Origin of the sequence: Oceanibaculum nanhaiense, assembly GCF_002148795.1 — a bacterium.
GTDB lineage: Bacteria > Pseudomonadota > Alphaproteobacteria > Oceanibaculales > Oceanibaculaceae > Oceanibaculum > Oceanibaculum nanhaiense.
The window spans coordinates 20,277-34,268 of sequence record NZ_MPOB01000013.1 but is presented as its reverse complement, the minus strand read 5'-3'; the positions used below and the strand labels follow the sequence as shown (position 1 = coordinate 34,268).

The window sequence follows — 13,992 nt, the reverse complement described above, 5'->3', positions numbered from 1 at the left end:
GGCAAACCCGCCGGGGAAAGGCCGGCTTATAGCCTTCGATCAGCCTCAGGTGAAGCGGTTGTTCAGCGGGAAGCCGCGCGGCACCAGACGGCCGGCCCCGGCGCGCTTCATGCGCCAGGTCAGCAAATCCGGTTCGGTGCGTACCCGCCCGCCATTCAGTGTCCAGCTGATGCCATCCGCCAGGTTGAACACCTTTACGTCGGTCATCTTGCCGCCGGCATATTTCTGCAGGATCACGCCGCGGCCGCGCTGCATCTCCGGGATTTCGTCCAGCGCGAAGACCAGCAGCTTGCGGTTGCTGCCGACCACGGCGACACTGTCACCCTCGGCCGGGATGCAGATGGTGGCCGACGCCCCCTCGCCCGGATTGACAACCTGCCGGCCGCCGCGGGTGTGCGCCAGCACATCCTCCTCCTTCACCAGGAAACCGCGCCCGTCATCGGAGGCAACCAGCAGCCGCCGACCGGGCTTGTGCACCATCAGGGCGACGATGTCCTTGTCCTGCGCCAGATCGATCATCAGCCGGATCGGCTCGCCGAAGCCGCGGCCGCGCGGCAGCTTGTCCACGCCGATGGTGAAGAACTTGCCGTCGGCGGTGAACATCAGCAGCTTGTCCGTCGTCTCGCAGGGGATGACGAACCGCGCCTCGTCGCCTTCCTTGTACTTGGTTTCCGCCACATCGACATTGTGGCCGCGCAGCGCACGCACCCAGCCCTTGGCGGAACACAGCACGGTCACCGGCTCGCGCTCGACCATGGCTTCCAGCGGCACCACCGTCTCCGAGGGCGGCCCCTCGATATCGGTGCGGCGCTTGCCCAGCACCGTGTCCTGGCCGAAGCGCTTTTGCAGATCCGCGACCTGATGGCCGACGATTTTCCAGCGCCGATGTTCCTTCGCCATCAGGTCGGTGAGGTCTGTCTGCTCTTCCGTCAGCGCATCGAATTCCTTGCGGATTTCGATCTCCTCCAGCTTGCGCAGGGAGCGCAGCCGCATGTTGAGGATCGATTCGGCCTGCAAATCGGACAGTTCGAAGCGGGTCATCAGCTCCTGCTTCGGCTCATCCTCCTCGCGGATGATGCGGATCACCTCGTCCAGGTTCAGATAGGCGATCAGGTAGCCGCCGAGAATCTCCAGCCGCCGGGCGATATGGTCGAGCCGGTGCGTGGTACGCCGGCGCAGCACCTCCTCGCGATGCAGCAGATAGTCGATCAGAACCTCGCGCAGCGTCATCACGCGCGGCACGCCCTCGCGGTCCAGCAGGTTCATGTTCAGCGAGATGCGGTTCTCCAGCTCGGTCTGCCGGAACAGGCTTTCCATCAGAACCGCGGGATCGACATTGCGCGACTTCGGCTCCAGCACCAGGCGCACATCCTCGGTCGATTCGTCGCGCACATCGCCCAGCATGGCCAGCTTCTTGGCCTGCATCAGCTCGGCGATCTTCTCGACCAGGCGGGATTTCTGCACCTGATAGGGAATTTCCGTGACGACGATCTGGAACAGCCCGTGATTCAGCTTTTCCACCTGCCAGCGCGCCCGCACCCGGAAGCTGCCACGCCCGGTCTCGTAAGCCTGCAGGATGGCCTCCTGCGCCTCGGCAATCGTGCCGCCGGTCGGCAGGTCCGGCCCCTTCACATGGGCCAGCAGCGCCGCCGTGGACACCGGGCCAGCCCCGCCCAGCATCTCTTCCTTCACGATATGGCCAAGCGCGCCGCACAGCTCCGCCACATTGTGCGGCGGAATGCTGGTCGCCATGCCGACGGCGATGCCCTGGCTGCCATTGGCCAGCAGGTTCGGGAAGGCCGCCGGCAGCACCACCGGCTCTTCCGACTCGCCGTCGTAAGTCTGGCGGAAATTGACAGCATCCTCGTCGATGCCCTCCAGCAGCAGCTCGGCCACCGGCGTCAGCCGCGCCTCGGTGTACCGCATGGCAGCCGCATTATCGCCGTCGATATTGCCGAAATTGCCCTGCCCGTCGATCAGCGGATAGCGTTGCGCGAAATCCTGCGCCAGCCGCACCAGCGCGTCATAGATCGCCGAATCGCCATGCGGGTGATATTTACCGATGACATCGCCGACCACGCGGGCCGATTTCTTGTGGCCCTGGCTGGAGACCAGCCCAAGCTGCCGCATGGCGAACAGCAGCCGGCGGTGCACCGGCTTCAGCCCATCGCGCACATCGGGCAGCGAACGCGACATGATGGTCGAGAGCGCATAGGACAGATACCGCTCGCTCAGCGCTTCCGCGAGGCCTGTATCGCGGATTTCGCCGGTCGTCTGGCTTTTGGTCATTCGGTCACACCTCCACCAGATATAGTAGCCGACTGCCGCAGCCGGTCAATGAATCGTATGCGCGCTGCCGGTAGCGGCTTGTTATTCAGGCCGAACACATTCCGATCCAGGAAGAAGCCGGTCAGGTCCAGCCCGTGCATTACTTCCTCCGGCGTGTCGGCGCCGCGGCCGATCAGGAACCCCGGCAGGCGCAACAGCCGGTCGCGATAGGGTTCGCCCGCCGACAGCGACACCGCGCGGCCGGTGCGCGGGCTGACATAGGCAAGATCGTCATTCAGGCCGGTGGCGGCGCAGCGCGTGAGGTCAAGGCCGAAGCCCAGATCGGTGAGCAAGCCGGTTTCCCATTTCACATAGGCGGCGGCCCAGACCGCGCTGTCCAGCAGTCCGATCAGCGCCAGCAGACCTTCATAGACCGCCGGATGCGGCTCGCGCTCCGCCAGCGCGCCATCGGCGACGGCGCAGGCCGAGGAAAGCGCCGACAGCTTCAGCGGGTCTTCCAGATAGGCGGCGGCATGGGCCTGCATCAGCTCGCAGCTGTAATTGCCCAGATGTTCGGACAGCCGTGCCCGCCAGCCTGCCCGGACCAGATTGCCCGGCTGGAACATCCCGCGCTGGCGGCCCGACCCGCCGCCGCGCACCAGCCCGGCATGCCGCCCGTGATCGATTGTCAGCAGCGAGACGACCAGCGAGCCTTCGCCGTGCGGCCGCGCACTCAGCACGATGCCGTCGTCGGTCCAGTCCATCAGTCAGCCAGGAAGGACAGGCCGGTCACGCATTCCATTCCAGCCCCCAGGGCTTGAAACGCTCCGGATCCTCGTCCCAGGATTCGCGGACCTTCACGAACAGGAAGAGATGGACCTTGCGTTCCATCATCGCCTCCAGCTCGCTCTGCGACTGCTCGCGCACCCGGCGGATCGCCTGCCCGCCCTTGCCCAGCACGATGGCCTTGTGATTGTCGCGCTGGACATAGACGGTCTGGTCGATCTTCACCGAGCCATCCTTGAAATCCTCCCACTTCTCGGTCTCGACGGTGAGGCCGTAGGGGACTTCCTGATGGTAGTTGAGGAACAGCTTCTCGCGGGTGACCTCCGCCGCCAGCAGGCGCAGCGGCATATCGGTCATCTCGTCCTCGGGGTAGAGCCACGGCCCTTCCGACATTTCCCCGGCCAGATAGCTGCGCAGATCGGCGATGCCGTCGCCGCTGGTTGCCGAGATCATGAAGGTACGGGTGAACGGAAAACGCTCGTTCAACGCCTGGACCCTGGCCAGCAGCTTGTCGCGCTGCTTCACCAGATCGATCTTGTTCAGCACCAGCACGGCCTTGCGGCCGGCCTGTTCCAGACCGGCGATGATCCGCTCGCTATCCTCATCGAGGCGCCCCTGAGAGGCATCGATCAGCAGCACGACCTCGTCGGCATCCTTCGCCCCGTCCCAGGCGGCGCGCACCATGGCGCGGTCCAGCCGCCGTTTCGGCACGAAGATGCCGGGCGTATCGACAAAGATGATCTGGCTGGCGCCCTCGGCGATGATGCCGGTGACCCGCGTACGCGTGGTCTGCACCTTCGGGCTGACAATCGATACCTTGCCGCCGATCAGCGCGTTCATCAGCGTCGATTTGCCGGCATTGGGTGCGCCGACCAGCGCGACGAAGCCGCAGCGCGTGCCGGTCGAACCTGCAGTGTCGGTCATGTGCGTTTTCCCTTTGTCAGCCTGTCGAGCAGCGCCTGCGCCGCTTCTTGTTCCGCCATCCGCTTCGAGGTGCCGGCCCCTTCGGCCGGCTTGTGGCCGGTTACCGTAACCTCGACGGTGAAGACCGGCTGATGTGCCGGCCCTTCCCGGCCCACCTCGCGATAGGAGGGCAGCGGTAGCCCCCGCCCCTGCGCCCATTCCTGCAGACCGGTCTTGGCGTCCTGCGGCGGCCGGTCGGACGCCGCCATCTGGGCCTCCCACTCGCGCAGTACGAAGCGGCGTGCCGCCTCCAGCCCGCCATCGAGATAGAGCGCGGCGATCACCGCTTCCATCGCGTCGGCCAGCAGCGCGTCATTGTCGCGCCCGCCGGCATCCGCCTCGCTGCGCGACAGCATCAGATAATCGCCCAGCCGGATCGTCCTGGCCACCTGGGCCAGCGCCTCGCGGCGCACCAGCCCGACATGACGCTTGGCGATATCGCCCTCGCGCTCCTGCGGGAACCGCTCCAGCAGCGTCTCGGCGACAATCAGCCCGAGCACCCGGTCGCCCAGGAACTCCAGCCGCTCATAGGCGGCCGAGCGCCGTTCTGTAGCGCTCAGATGGGTCAGCGCCTCGGTCAGCAGCGCAGGCCGGGCGAACACATGCCCCAGCCGCGCTGTCAGCGCCTCAATCTTGGTATCGGTGGCGCCCTGCGCCATGGTCAAGCCATCCGGTCAGCGGATTCCATCGAACAGCCGATCGTACCGGATCGAGAAGGGCCATTTCCAGACTTCCCACAGCGAGGCCGTGCCATTGGTGGAGAAGAACAGCACATCCGCCCGCCCCACCAGATTCTCGCGCGGGATATAGCCGACGCCGGCCAGCACGCGGCTGTCCACCGAATCGTCGCGATTGTCGCCCATGCCGAAATAGTGCCCGGCCGGCACGATATATTCCGGCGTATTGTCCAGCATGCCGTTGTCGCTGCGTTCCAGAATAAGGTGACGGCGGCCATTGGGCAGCGTCTCCATGTACTGGGTAACGCGCATCGAAGGCGCCTCCTCCGGCACGAAATCCTCGACGCGCTCCCGCTTCACCAGCTCGTTATTGATGTAGAGCCGGCCATCCACCATGCGGATGCGGTCGCCCGGCAGGCCGATGATGCGCTTGATGTAGTCGGTCTCGTTGTCGCGCGGCAGCTTGAACACAACGACATCGCCGCGTTCCGGCTCGGTGAACAGGATGCGTCCCGGAATCAGCGGCAGGCCGAAGGGCAGCGAATAGCGGCTGTAGCCGTAGGAGAATTTGCTGACGAACAGATAATCGCCGACCAGCAGGGTCGGGATCATCGATCCCGAGGGAATATTGAACGGTTCGTAGGCGAAAGTGCGGATGCCAAGCGCGATGAGTATCGCATAAACGACCGTGCGGATCGTTTCGCCGATCCCTCCAGATTTACTCACTGTGACAGAACCATGCTGTTGGGCCAGAACCATGCTGATGGGGATGGCCTCCGCCGGAAGGCGAAGGACGAGCTTTCAAAGCATATGCCCGAAAAGCGTCCCCATCACAAGGTTTGCAAGACGGTTTCCCTGCGATCAGGCCGAGCGTTCGCCGATTGCCTCGGCACGGGCCTTGTCCATCAGCGACCGCATGCGCTTGATCGCGCTGTCCAATCCGCTGAAGATCGCCTCGCCGATCAGAAAATGGCCGATATTCAGTTCGTGGATGGTCGGGATCGCGGCGACCGGCCCCACCGTGTCGAAGCTGAGGCCGTGGCCGGCATGGCATTCCAGCCCGAGTTCTTCGGCCTTTGCCGCGGCGGCGAGGATGCGCGCCAGCTGCCGGTCGCGCACCGCACCTGTGGCCTCGCAATAGGCGCCTGTGTGCAGCTCCACCACCGGCGCGCCCAGCGCCACTGCGGCCTCCAGCTGTGCCGCCTCCGGCTCGATGAACAGCGACACCCGGATACCGGCCGCCCCCAGTTCCTGCGTGTAGCGCATCAGCTCGTCCTTCAGGCGGGCCGCATCCAGCCCGCCCTCGGTCGTCACCTCGGTGCGCTTTTCCGGCACGATGCAGGCCGCGTGCGGCTTGTGGCGCAGCGCGATGGCCAGCATCTCGTCGGTTGCCGCCATCTCCAGATTCAGCGGCAGGTCGATCTCGCCCACCAGCCGGTCGATATCCGTGTCGGAGATATGGCGCCGGTCCTCGCGCAGATGCGCGGTGATGCCGTCGGCACCAGCCTGCGCGGCCTGTTTCGCCGCGCGCACCGGATCGGGATGGCCGCCGCCCCGCGCGTTGCGGATGGTCGCCACATGATCGATGTTCACGCCGAGACGCAGATGGCGGGAGGATGCGCTTGCCGACATGGTCGTTCTCCGCAGGTCGAATACAGCGACTAAGGATATGATGACGGGGCAGAAGTTGGAAAGCCCATGACCATCCTGCGAGCCGCAAGGCTGGTGCGCTCCCGGCGATGTCATCGCGACAATCGCCCCTTACCTGGATCAGCCCCGCGCGCGGTCCACGGAATTGATCATCGGGCTGGCGCGCAGCGCCGCGATGATGTTGGTCAGGTGCTTCACATCCTCGACCTCGACATCAACCAGAATATCAAAGAAATCCTGTGACCTGTTGGTAATCTTGAGATTGTTGATATTTCCGCGATTCTTGCCGATGGTCATGGTCAGGTTGCCGAGGCTGCCCGGCTCGTTCGAGATGATGACCGACAGCCGGCCGACATGACGGTCGCCGCCTTCCCCCGGTTCGTCCCAGGCGACATCCAACCAGCGTTCCGGCGTATCGTGAAACTGTTCCAACACATCGCAATCGATGGTGTGGATGGTCACCCCCTTGCCGGTGGTGACGATGCCGACAATGCGGTCGCCGGGCAGCGGATGGCAGCATTTCGCGAAATGCATCGCCATGCCGGGGATCAGGCCGCGGATCGGGACCGCGCCCTCGCGATCCTTGCGGGCCTTGTTGCGCGCCCGCGCGATCGGCACGATCTTGCCGTCGCTCGGCTTGCCATCGGTCCGGTTGCGCTTGGTCTCCGGGAACAGCGTGTGCACGACATGCAGGCCGGTCAGCAGCCCCTCGCCGACCTGGGCAAACAGATCGTCCAGCTTTTCCAGCTTGAAGATTTGCGGCGCACGCTCCAGCGCCTTTTCGGTGAAGGGAATCCCCTCCTGCCGGAACGCCTTTTCCGTGATCGTGCGGCCGAGGGACATGAACTCGTCGCGCTTCTGCTGGCGGATGAAGCGGCGGATGCACGCCTTGGCCTTGCCGGTGACGACAAATTCTTCCCAGGTTGGCGACGGCGATTGCGTCTTGGAGGTGACGATGTCCACCTGGTCGCCGTTCTTCAGCTGCGCGCGCAGCGGCACCAGACGGCCGTTCAGCTTCGCACCGACGCAGCGGTCGCCGATTTCGGAATGGACGGCATAGGCAAAATCGATGGGGGTGGCGCCGCGCGGCAGCGAGATCAGGTCGCCCTTCGGCGTGAAGCAGAACACCTGGTCCTGGTACATTTCGAGCTTGGTGTGCTCGAGGAATTCCTCCGGCCCGGCGGCGCTTTCCAGAATGTCCAGAAGCTCCCGTATCCAGCGGTATTTTCGGCCTTCCTTCTGATGCTCACCGCTATGCTGCTTGTAGTCCCAGTGCGCGGCTACACCGAGTTCTGCCGTCTGGTGCATGTCGGGCGTGCGGATCTGCATCTCGATGCGCTGGCGCTCCGGCCCGATCACCCCGGTATGCAGCGAGCGGTAACCGTTCGGCTTCGGCACCGAGATGTAGTCCTTGAAGCGCCCCGGCACGACAGGAAACTGCGCATGGATGATGCCGAGTGCCTGATAGCACTGCTCGACCGAGTCCACGACGATACGGAACGCCATGATGTCGGAGAGCTGTTCGAAGCTGACATTCTTGCGCTTCATCTTCTCCCAGATGGAGAAAGGCGATTTTTCGCGCCCGAAGACCCCAACCTCGTGCATGCCGTATTCGGCAAGGGTCTTCTTCAGCGCCGTGATGACGCGGCCGACCAGCGGCTCCCCCTGCTCGCGCAGGAAGGCCAGCCGGGTGACGATGGATTCCCGCGCATCGGGATGGAGCTGCCGGAACGCCAGATCCTGGAGTTCGTCCTTCCAGGTGTGGATGCCGATGCGCTCCGCCAGCGGGGCATAGATTTCCAGCGTTTCCAGCGCGATGCGCCGGCGCTTGTCCTCGCTTTTGATAAAATGCAGCGTGCGCATATTGTGCAGCCGGTCGGCCAGCTTCACCAGCAGAACGCGGATATCCTCCGACATCGCCAGCACCAGCTTGCGAAAATTCTCCGCCTGCTTGGACTGGTCGGACTGCAGCTCGATGCGGGTCAGCTTGGTCACGCCATCGACGAGGCGCGCGACCTCCTTGCCGAACAGCTGCTCGATATCCGGCAGCGTCGCGTCGGTATCCTCGATGGTGTCATGCAGCAGGGCGGTGACGATGGAATCGCCGTCCAGCTTCAGGTCGGTCAGGATGCCGGCGACTTCGATGGGGTGGGAGAAATAGGGATCGCCCGAGGCGCGCTTCTGCGAGCCGTGCATCTTCATGGCATAGACATAGGCGCGGTCGAGCTTCGCCTCATCCGCACGCGGATCGTAGGAGCGAACACGCTCGACCAATTCGTATTGACGCATCATGGCGCGCCGTCCAGCCAGTTAATGAAAAAGCATTTCATTAAATATATAGGATTTTCCGCCCTCTCCGCCATGTCGATGCCGGCGGGAGGGCGGCTAAGACCGGATCAGCGTTCGCCGCTCAGCATGTCGTCGTCGATATCCTCGAACTTGGCACCAGCCTCTTCGGCTTCGCCGTCGGAATCGTCCTCGTCGGCGGCAACGCGCGGCTGATCGTCACTGCCCTGCGGGCCGAGAATGCCGGCCTCGCTCGCCATCAGCTCAAGCGTATCGTCCTCGACCAGTTCGTCCGGCTCCTGGGTGTGCTGCTCGCGCTTCACCAGCGCCTCGCTCAGCGTGTCCAGCTCGATCGTCTCGTCGGCGATCTCGCGCAGGGCGACAACCGGGTTCTTGTCATTGTCCCGTTCGATTGTCAGCGACCCGCCAGATGCGATCTGCCGTGCCCGATGGCTGGCCATCATCACCAGCTCGAACCGGTTGGGAATCCGCTCAACGCAATCTTCGACCGTAACGCGGGCCATACAACTCTCCGAAAATTGGAAATCGACACGAAAGAGAACATATAGCGACTGCTGCGCCGCAACACAAGGAAAGCATACAAAATCCGTGCTCTTAACGGATCGGATTGAGTGCCTGTCCCGGCGGCAGCGCTGCCAGCAGGGCGGAAATCTCCAGCGTATCGCCGGGGTGACGCCAGCCGCGCGCGATATCCAGCAGCGGCCGCAGCACGAAAGCCCGCTCCCGCAGGCGCGGATGCGGCAGAACCGGCGGCGATTCAGGCCTGTCGTTCACAATCTCATTATAGCACAGCAGATCGAGGTCCAGTACGCGGGCCTCGTTGCGGACCTGCCGGACACGGCCGAACCGTGCCTCGATCTCATGCAGCCGCGCCAACAAGGGCGCCGGCGGCAACGTGGTTTCCACAAGCACGGCACCATTTGCATACCAGGGCTGATCGGACAAGGGCACCGGCGCGCTCTCGAACAGGCGCGAGCGTGCGACGACCCGGATGTCCGGTTCGCGCTCTAACGCCTCCAGCGCGGCAAGGCAGACCGCGCGCGGCGTATCGAACCCGGCACCTGGCAGGTTGGAGCCTATTGCCACCAGAATCATCGCCCCGCCTCTTTTCCACTCCGCCGCACATCATCCCGAACAAAGGCGGATATCGCCCCTTGCCATAACCAATTATGCACCTTAGATAAATAGCGAAATCCGACTGTTTATGGGATAATAGAACAGTTAATGACGAGAAATTAACCTTCAATTCTTTTGACCAAGCACATATTCGAGAAAGCCAGGAAATGATATCTTACAGTGAAGAAAAGACTGCTCTTTTTATCGATGGATCAAATCTTTACGCAGCCGCCCGTGCCCTCGGCTTCGACATCGATTACAAGAAGCTTCTCGGGTTCTTTTCGCAGCACGGCCGCCTGCTCCGCGCCTTCTACTACACGGCGCTGGTCGAGGATGCCGAGTATTCGCCGATCCGGCCGCTGATCGACTGGCTGGATTACAATGGCTACACCATGGTCACCAAGCCGACCAAGGAGTTCACCGACTCCAGCGGCCGCCGCAAGGTGAAGGGCAATATGGACATCGAGCTGGCCATCGACGTGATGGAAATGGCCGAGCGTGTCGATCACATCATCCTGTTTTCCGGCGATGGCGATTTCCGCCGGCTGGTCGAGGCGGTGCAGCGCAAGGGCGTGCGCGTGTCGGTGGTCAGCACCGTGCGCTCCAACCCGCCGATGGTGGCCGACGAGCTGCGCCGCCAGGCCGACAGTTTCATCGAACTGATGGATATCGAAGGTGAGATCGCGCGCAAGCATCAGGGGCCGCGCCGCGACGACCGCCAGGAACGCTTCGCCGGCCCAGACGATTTCGATGACGAGGATGAGGTCGAGGGCGAAGGCGAGGCCGAGGTTATCTTCCAGGATCGCTCCGGCGGCCGGCGGTGATACCGGGCGCCCTGCAGCCCGCGCGCGACTGCCAGATCTGTCCAAGGCTGGCTGAGTTCCGGGCAGAGAACCGGCAGAAGCATGACGGCTTCTTCAACGCGCCCGTCCCGCCTTTCGGCGACGCCTCGGCAAAGTTGCTGATCGTCGGGCTTGCACCCGGCCTGAAGGGGGCGAACCGCACCGGCCGCCCCTTCACCGGCGATTACGCCGGCGACCTGCTCTACCCGACCCTGGTAAAGTTCGGCTGGGCGAAAGGCGACTATGGCCGCGATCCGGCCGACGGGTTGCGCCTCCAGGGCTGCCGTATCACCAATGCGGTGAAATGCGTGCCGCCGCAGAACAAGCCAACCCCGGCGGAGATCAATGCCTGCCGGCCCTATCTGAAGTCGGAGCTGGCCACCCTGCCCTCCCTGCGCATCATCCTGGCGCTGGGCTCGATCGCGCATACCTCCGTGCTGTCCGCCTATGGCGTGCGCAAGGTGCTCTATCCCTTCGGGCATGGCGCGCTGCACGAAATGCCGGACGGTGTGCTGCTGGCGGATTCCTATCATTGCTCGCGCTACAACACGAACACCGGCCGGCTGACACCGGAGATGTTCGAGGATGTGTTCCGGGCAATCGGCCAGAAGATTGGCTAGAGCCGCTTTCCATCCTTGTCGAACAAATGGCAGCGCGCCGGATCGAGCGCCAGCCTGACGCTGTCCCCCCGGCGCGGCGACGGGTCTTCACGATGGCGGAAGGCAAGGCCTGTACCGTCGGACAGCGTTGCATGCACCAGCCTTGTCTCGCCCAGTTCCTCCACCAGCGTCACTTTCGCTTCCAGCGGGCCGTCAGCACTCAAGGCGATATCCTCCGAGCGGACACCCAGCGTCTCGGCCTTGCGCGCGGCGGGCAAGTCCAGCCCTTTGGTACCGGCCTTCACCGGCAGCAGATTCATCGGCGGTGAGCCCAGGAAGCGCGCGACGAACAGATTGTCCGGCCGGTGATACAGGTCGGCCGGCTTGCCCACCTGCTCCACCCGGCCGCCATTCAGCACCACCATGCGGTCGGCGAGCGTCATCGCCTCCACCTGATCATGCGTGACATAGATCATCGTCGCACCGAGATCATGGTGCATCTTCGCGATCTCGACGCGGGTCTGCACGCGCAGCGCGGCATCGAGATTGGACAGCGGCTCATCGAACAGGAAGACGCGCGGCTCGCGCACGATGGCGCGCGCGATGGCGACGCGCTGGCGCTGCCCGCCCGACAGTTCGCGCGGCCGCCGGTCCAGCAACTCGCCGATCTGCAGCATGCCCGCGACACGGCCTACCCGTTCTTCCACCGTCCCTTTCGCGGTGCCGGACAGGCTGAGACCGAAGCCGATGTTCTTGCGGACGGTCATATGCGGATAGAGCGCATAGGACTGGAACACCATGGAGACGCCGCGCTTTGCCGGCTCGGTCAGCGTTACCCGGTCCTCGCCGATCCAGATGTCGCCGGATGTGGCATCCTCCAGCCCGGCGATCAGCCGCAGCAGCGTGGATTTGCCGCAGCCCGACGGGCCGACGAAGACGACGAATTCGCCATCCGCGATCTCCAGGTCGATATCGCGGATCACCTCGGTCCTGCCGAAGGATTTGCGGAGTTTTTCCAGTCTGACAGACGCCATGTTTCCCTATCCCTTGACCGCGCCGGCCGTCAGCCCGGCCACCAGACGGCGCTGGAACACCAGCACCAGCAGGATCAGCGGCACGGTGACGGTGACGGAGGCCGCCATGATGTTGCCCCAGGGCAGTTCGTGCTCGCTGCCGCCGGTGATCAGCGCGATGGCGACCGGCACCGTGCGCTGCGTGTTGGTCAGTGTGAAGGTCAGCGCGAACAGAAACTCGTTCCAGGCAACGATGAAGGCCAGCAGGCCGGTGGTCACCATCGCCGGCCACAACAGCGGCAGGAAGATGCGGGTGACCAGCACGAAAGGCGTGGCGCCCTCCAGGATTGCCGCTTCCTCGATCTCGCCCGGCAGGCCGCGCATGAAGGTGGTCAGCACCCAGACCGTGAACGGCAGGGTAAAGATCAGATAGGACAGCACGAGGCTCAGCAGATTGTTGTAGAGGCCGAGTCCGCGCACCAGTTCGAACATGCCGGACAGCACCGCCACCTGCGGAAACATGGAGACTCCGAGGATGGTCAGCAGCAGCGTCATGCGTCCGCGGAAACGCACGCGGCCCAGCGCGAAGGCCGCCCCAAGCCCCAGTGACAGCGACAGCGCCACCACGGCGAAAGACACCAGCAGCGAGTTCAGGATGTTCCGCGCGAAAGGCTGTTCGGTGAAAACCCGGACATAGTTGGAGAAATCCAGTTCTTTCGGCCAGTAATCCACCTGGAACACCGCCGAGCCGCTCTTCAGCGAGGTCAGCACCGCGTAATAGAACGGGAACAGCAGATAGAACAGGATCGCCGCCACCAGCAGCCAGAACCCCGCCCCTTTCAGCAGCCGCATCATCGCGCCCTCCCGCCCAGATCGGCGCGCGTTGCCATCAGGTAGATCACCGTCAACAGCGCGATGGCGGCAAACAGCAGCGTCGAGGCGGCGGAACCGAAGCCGACATCCTGGAAATCCACGAATTGCTGGCGGGCATAGACCGACATGGTCATCGTCGCCTCGGCATTGCCGGTCATGATGTACACGATGTCGAACACCCGCATCGCATCGAGCAGCCGGAAGATCACCGCGACGATCAGCGCCGGCTTGATCAGCGGCAGGGTGACATGGAAGAACACCCGGATCGGATGGATGCCGTCCACCCGTGCCGCCTCATAGCAGTCACGCGGCAGCATCTGCAGCGCCGCCAGCACCATCAGCGCGACGAAGGGCGTGGTCTTCCAGACATCGACCGCCACCACCGACCATAGCGCCAGATCGCTGGAAGCGAGCCAGGCCACCGGCGCCGCGATCACGCCGAGGCGCAGCAGCGCATCGTTCACGATGCCGAACTGGTCGTGCAGCATCCAGGCCCACATCTTGGCCGACACCACGGTCGGGATCGCCCAGGGGATCAGCACGGCGGCGCGCATCAGGGCGCGGCCGGGGAACTGCGCGTTCAGCACCAGCGCGATAATGACGCCCAACACGGTCTCGAAGGACACAGACACCAGGGCGAACAACAGCGTGTTCCCGACCGCCTTCCACCATAGCGGGTCTGCCAGGATGCCGTAGGTAACGCCGCGCTCCGACGCCAGGAAGTTCGCGAAGCCGACAAAGCTGTACTCGCCAAACCGCGACAGTTCCGCATCGGTCAGGCTGAAATACAGGGTGCGGGCCAGCGGCCAGGCGGCAACCAGCGCCAGCACCAGCAGCATCGGCGCCAGGAACAGCCAGGCGGAACGGATGCGGGAACGGGTCAGGTCGCTGGTCATGC

Annotated in this window: 14 protein-coding genes; 2 read left to right on the top strand and 12 right to left on the bottom strand. The window is 64.1% G+C overall.

Translation table 11 applies throughout. From position 1 onward, the window contains the following. Nucleotides 1-45: 45 nt before the first annotated feature. From parC to folK, 9 genes are all read right to left on the bottom strand, one after another. Nucleotides 46-2,289, bottom strand: a complete 2,244-nt coding sequence (gene parC / locus BKM74_RS16870) for a DNA topoisomerase IV subunit A (RefSeq protein ID WP_086466883.1) — start codon at nucleotides 2,287-2,289, stop codon at nucleotides 46-48. Continuing rightward, nucleotides 2,286-3,032 carry a DNA repair protein RecO gene (gene recO / locus BKM74_RS16865; RefSeq protein WP_086466882.1) on the bottom strand — a complete coding sequence of 249 codons (747 nt, stop codon included), beginning with the start codon at nucleotides 3,030-3,032 and terminating at the stop codon, nucleotides 2,286-2,288. The genes parC and recO overlap by 4 nt, the downstream gene beginning before the upstream one ends. A 25-nt stretch (nucleotides 3,033-3,057) precedes the next feature. After that, the gene (era, locus tag BKM74_RS16860) at nucleotides 3,058-3,978 is read right to left on the bottom strand and encodes a GTPase Era (protein ID WP_086466881.1); all 921 of its coding nucleotides are present in this window, start codon (nucleotides 3,976-3,978) and stop codon (nucleotides 3,058-3,060) included. After that, the gene (gene rnc / locus BKM74_RS16855; protein ID WP_086466880.1) at nucleotides 3,975-4,676 is read right to left on the bottom strand and encodes a ribonuclease III; all 702 of its coding nucleotides are present in this window, start codon (nucleotides 4,674-4,676) and stop codon (nucleotides 3,975-3,977) included. Before rnc ends, era begins: the two co-directional genes overlap by 4 nt. A 15-nt stretch (nucleotides 4,677-4,691) precedes the next feature. Next, on the bottom strand, nucleotides 4,692-5,453 hold the full coding sequence (gene lepB, locus BKM74_RS16850; protein ID WP_176342591.1) for a signal peptidase I: 762 nt from the start codon (nucleotides 5,451-5,453) through the stop codon (nucleotides 4,692-4,694). Nucleotides 5,454-5,555: 102 nt separating this feature from the next. Then, entirely contained in the window at nucleotides 5,556-6,326 is a 771-nt protein-coding gene (locus BKM74_RS16845; RefSeq protein WP_086466879.1) for a pyridoxine 5'-phosphate synthase, read from the bottom strand. 138 nt (nucleotides 6,327-6,464) lie between these two features. Continuing rightward, the gene (locus BKM74_RS16840; protein WP_086466878.1) at nucleotides 6,465-8,636 is read right to left on the bottom strand and encodes a RelA/SpoT family protein; all 2,172 of its coding nucleotides are present in this window, start codon (nucleotides 8,634-8,636) and stop codon (nucleotides 6,465-6,467) included. 104 nt (nucleotides 8,637-8,740) lie between these two features. After that, complete coding sequence (rpoZ, locus tag BKM74_RS16835) at nucleotides 8,741-9,154, bottom strand: DNA-directed RNA polymerase subunit omega (protein ID WP_086466877.1); 414 nt, start codon at nucleotides 9,152-9,154, stop codon at nucleotides 8,741-8,743. Between the two features lie 91 nt (nucleotides 9,155-9,245). Then, nucleotides 9,246-9,746 carry a 2-amino-4-hydroxy-6-hydroxymethyldihydropteridine diphosphokinase gene (folK, locus tag BKM74_RS16830; protein ID WP_086466876.1) on the bottom strand — a complete coding sequence of 167 codons (501 nt, stop codon included), beginning with the start codon at nucleotides 9,744-9,746 and terminating at the stop codon, nucleotides 9,246-9,248. 188 nt (nucleotides 9,747-9,934) lie between these two features. Here folK and BKM74_RS16825 point away from each other — a divergent pair, with 188 nt between their 5' ends. After that, complete coding sequence (locus BKM74_RS16825) at nucleotides 9,935-10,591, top strand: LabA-like NYN domain-containing protein (RefSeq protein WP_086466875.1); 657 nt, start codon at nucleotides 9,935-9,937, stop codon at nucleotides 10,589-10,591. After that, a complete protein-coding gene (locus BKM74_RS16820; RefSeq protein ID WP_086466874.1) occupies nucleotides 10,588-11,229 on the top strand; it encodes a uracil-DNA glycosylase in 642 nt (213 codons plus the stop codon). Before BKM74_RS16825 ends, BKM74_RS16820 begins: the two co-directional genes overlap by 4 nt. Here the strand turns inward: BKM74_RS16820 and BKM74_RS16815 are convergent. The 3 genes from BKM74_RS16815 to BKM74_RS16805 are packed head-to-tail and all read right to left on the bottom strand — an operon-like array spanning nucleotide 11,226 to nucleotide 13,990. Then, entirely contained in the window at nucleotides 11,226-12,242 is a 1,017-nt protein-coding gene (locus tag BKM74_RS16815) for an ABC transporter ATP-binding protein (RefSeq protein ID WP_086466873.1), read from the bottom strand. The two genes, BKM74_RS16820 and BKM74_RS16815, sit on opposite strands and share 4 nt — an antisense overlap. Before the next feature lie 6 nt (nucleotides 12,243-12,248). Further along, the gene (locus BKM74_RS16810; protein WP_086466872.1) at nucleotides 12,249-13,076 is read right to left on the bottom strand and encodes a carbohydrate ABC transporter permease; all 828 of its coding nucleotides are present in this window, start codon (nucleotides 13,074-13,076) and stop codon (nucleotides 12,249-12,251) included. Continuing rightward, nucleotides 13,073-13,990, bottom strand: coding sequence for a carbohydrate ABC transporter permease (locus tag BKM74_RS16805; protein ID WP_086466871.1), 918 nt, complete (start codon nucleotides 13,988-13,990; stop codon nucleotides 13,073-13,075). Before BKM74_RS16805 ends, BKM74_RS16810 begins: the two co-directional genes overlap by 4 nt. Nucleotides 13,991-13,992: the final 2 nt, after the last annotated feature.

Excerpts from the sequence above, each read along its gene's own strand:
- BKM74_RS16815 (WP_086466873.1), bottom strand. The coding sequence starts at position 12,242 with ATGGCGTCTGTCAGACTGGAAAAACTCCGCAAATCCTTCGGCAGGACC.
- BKM74_RS16810 (WP_086466872.1), bottom strand. The coding sequence starts at position 13,076 with ATGATGCGGCTGCTGAAAGGGGCGGGGTTCTGGCTGCTGGTGGCGGCG.
- era (WP_086466881.1), bottom strand. The coding sequence starts at position 3,978 with ATGACCGACACTGCAGGTTCGACCGGCACGCGCTGCGGCTTCGTCGCG.
- folK (WP_086466876.1), bottom strand. The coding sequence starts at position 9,746 with ATGATTCTGGTGGCAATAGGCTCCAACCTGCCAGGTGCCGGGTTCGAT.
- BKM74_RS16805 (WP_086466871.1), bottom strand. The coding sequence starts at position 13,990 with ATGACCAGCGACCTGACCCGTTCCCGCATCCGTTCCGCCTGGCTGTTC.
- lepB (WP_176342591.1), bottom strand. The coding sequence starts at position 5,453 with ATGGTTCTGGCCCAACAGCATGGTTCTGTCACAGTGAGTAAATCTGGA.
- rnc (WP_086466880.1), bottom strand. The coding sequence starts at position 4,676 with ATGGCGCAGGGCGCCACCGATACCAAGATTGAGGCGCTGACAGCGCGG.
- BKM74_RS16840 (WP_086466878.1), bottom strand. The coding sequence starts at position 8,636 with ATGATGCGTCAATACGAATTGGTCGAGCGTGTTCGCTCCTACGATCCG.
- BKM74_RS16825 (WP_086466875.1), top strand. The coding sequence starts at position 9,935 with ATGATATCTTACAGTGAAGAAAAGACTGCTCTTTTTATCGATGGATCA.
- BKM74_RS16845 (WP_086466879.1), bottom strand. The coding sequence starts at position 6,326 with ATGTCGGCAAGCGCATCCTCCCGCCATCTGCGTCTCGGCGTGAACATC.
- parC (WP_086466883.1), bottom strand. The coding sequence starts at position 2,289 with ATGACCAAAAGCCAGACGACCGGCGAAATCCGCGATACAGGCCTCGCG.
- rpoZ (WP_086466877.1), bottom strand. The coding sequence starts at position 9,154 with ATGGCCCGCGTTACGGTCGAAGATTGCGTTGAGCGGATTCCCAACCGG.
- recO (WP_086466882.1), bottom strand. The coding sequence starts at position 3,032 with ATGGACTGGACCGACGACGGCATCGTGCTGAGTGCGCGGCCGCACGGC.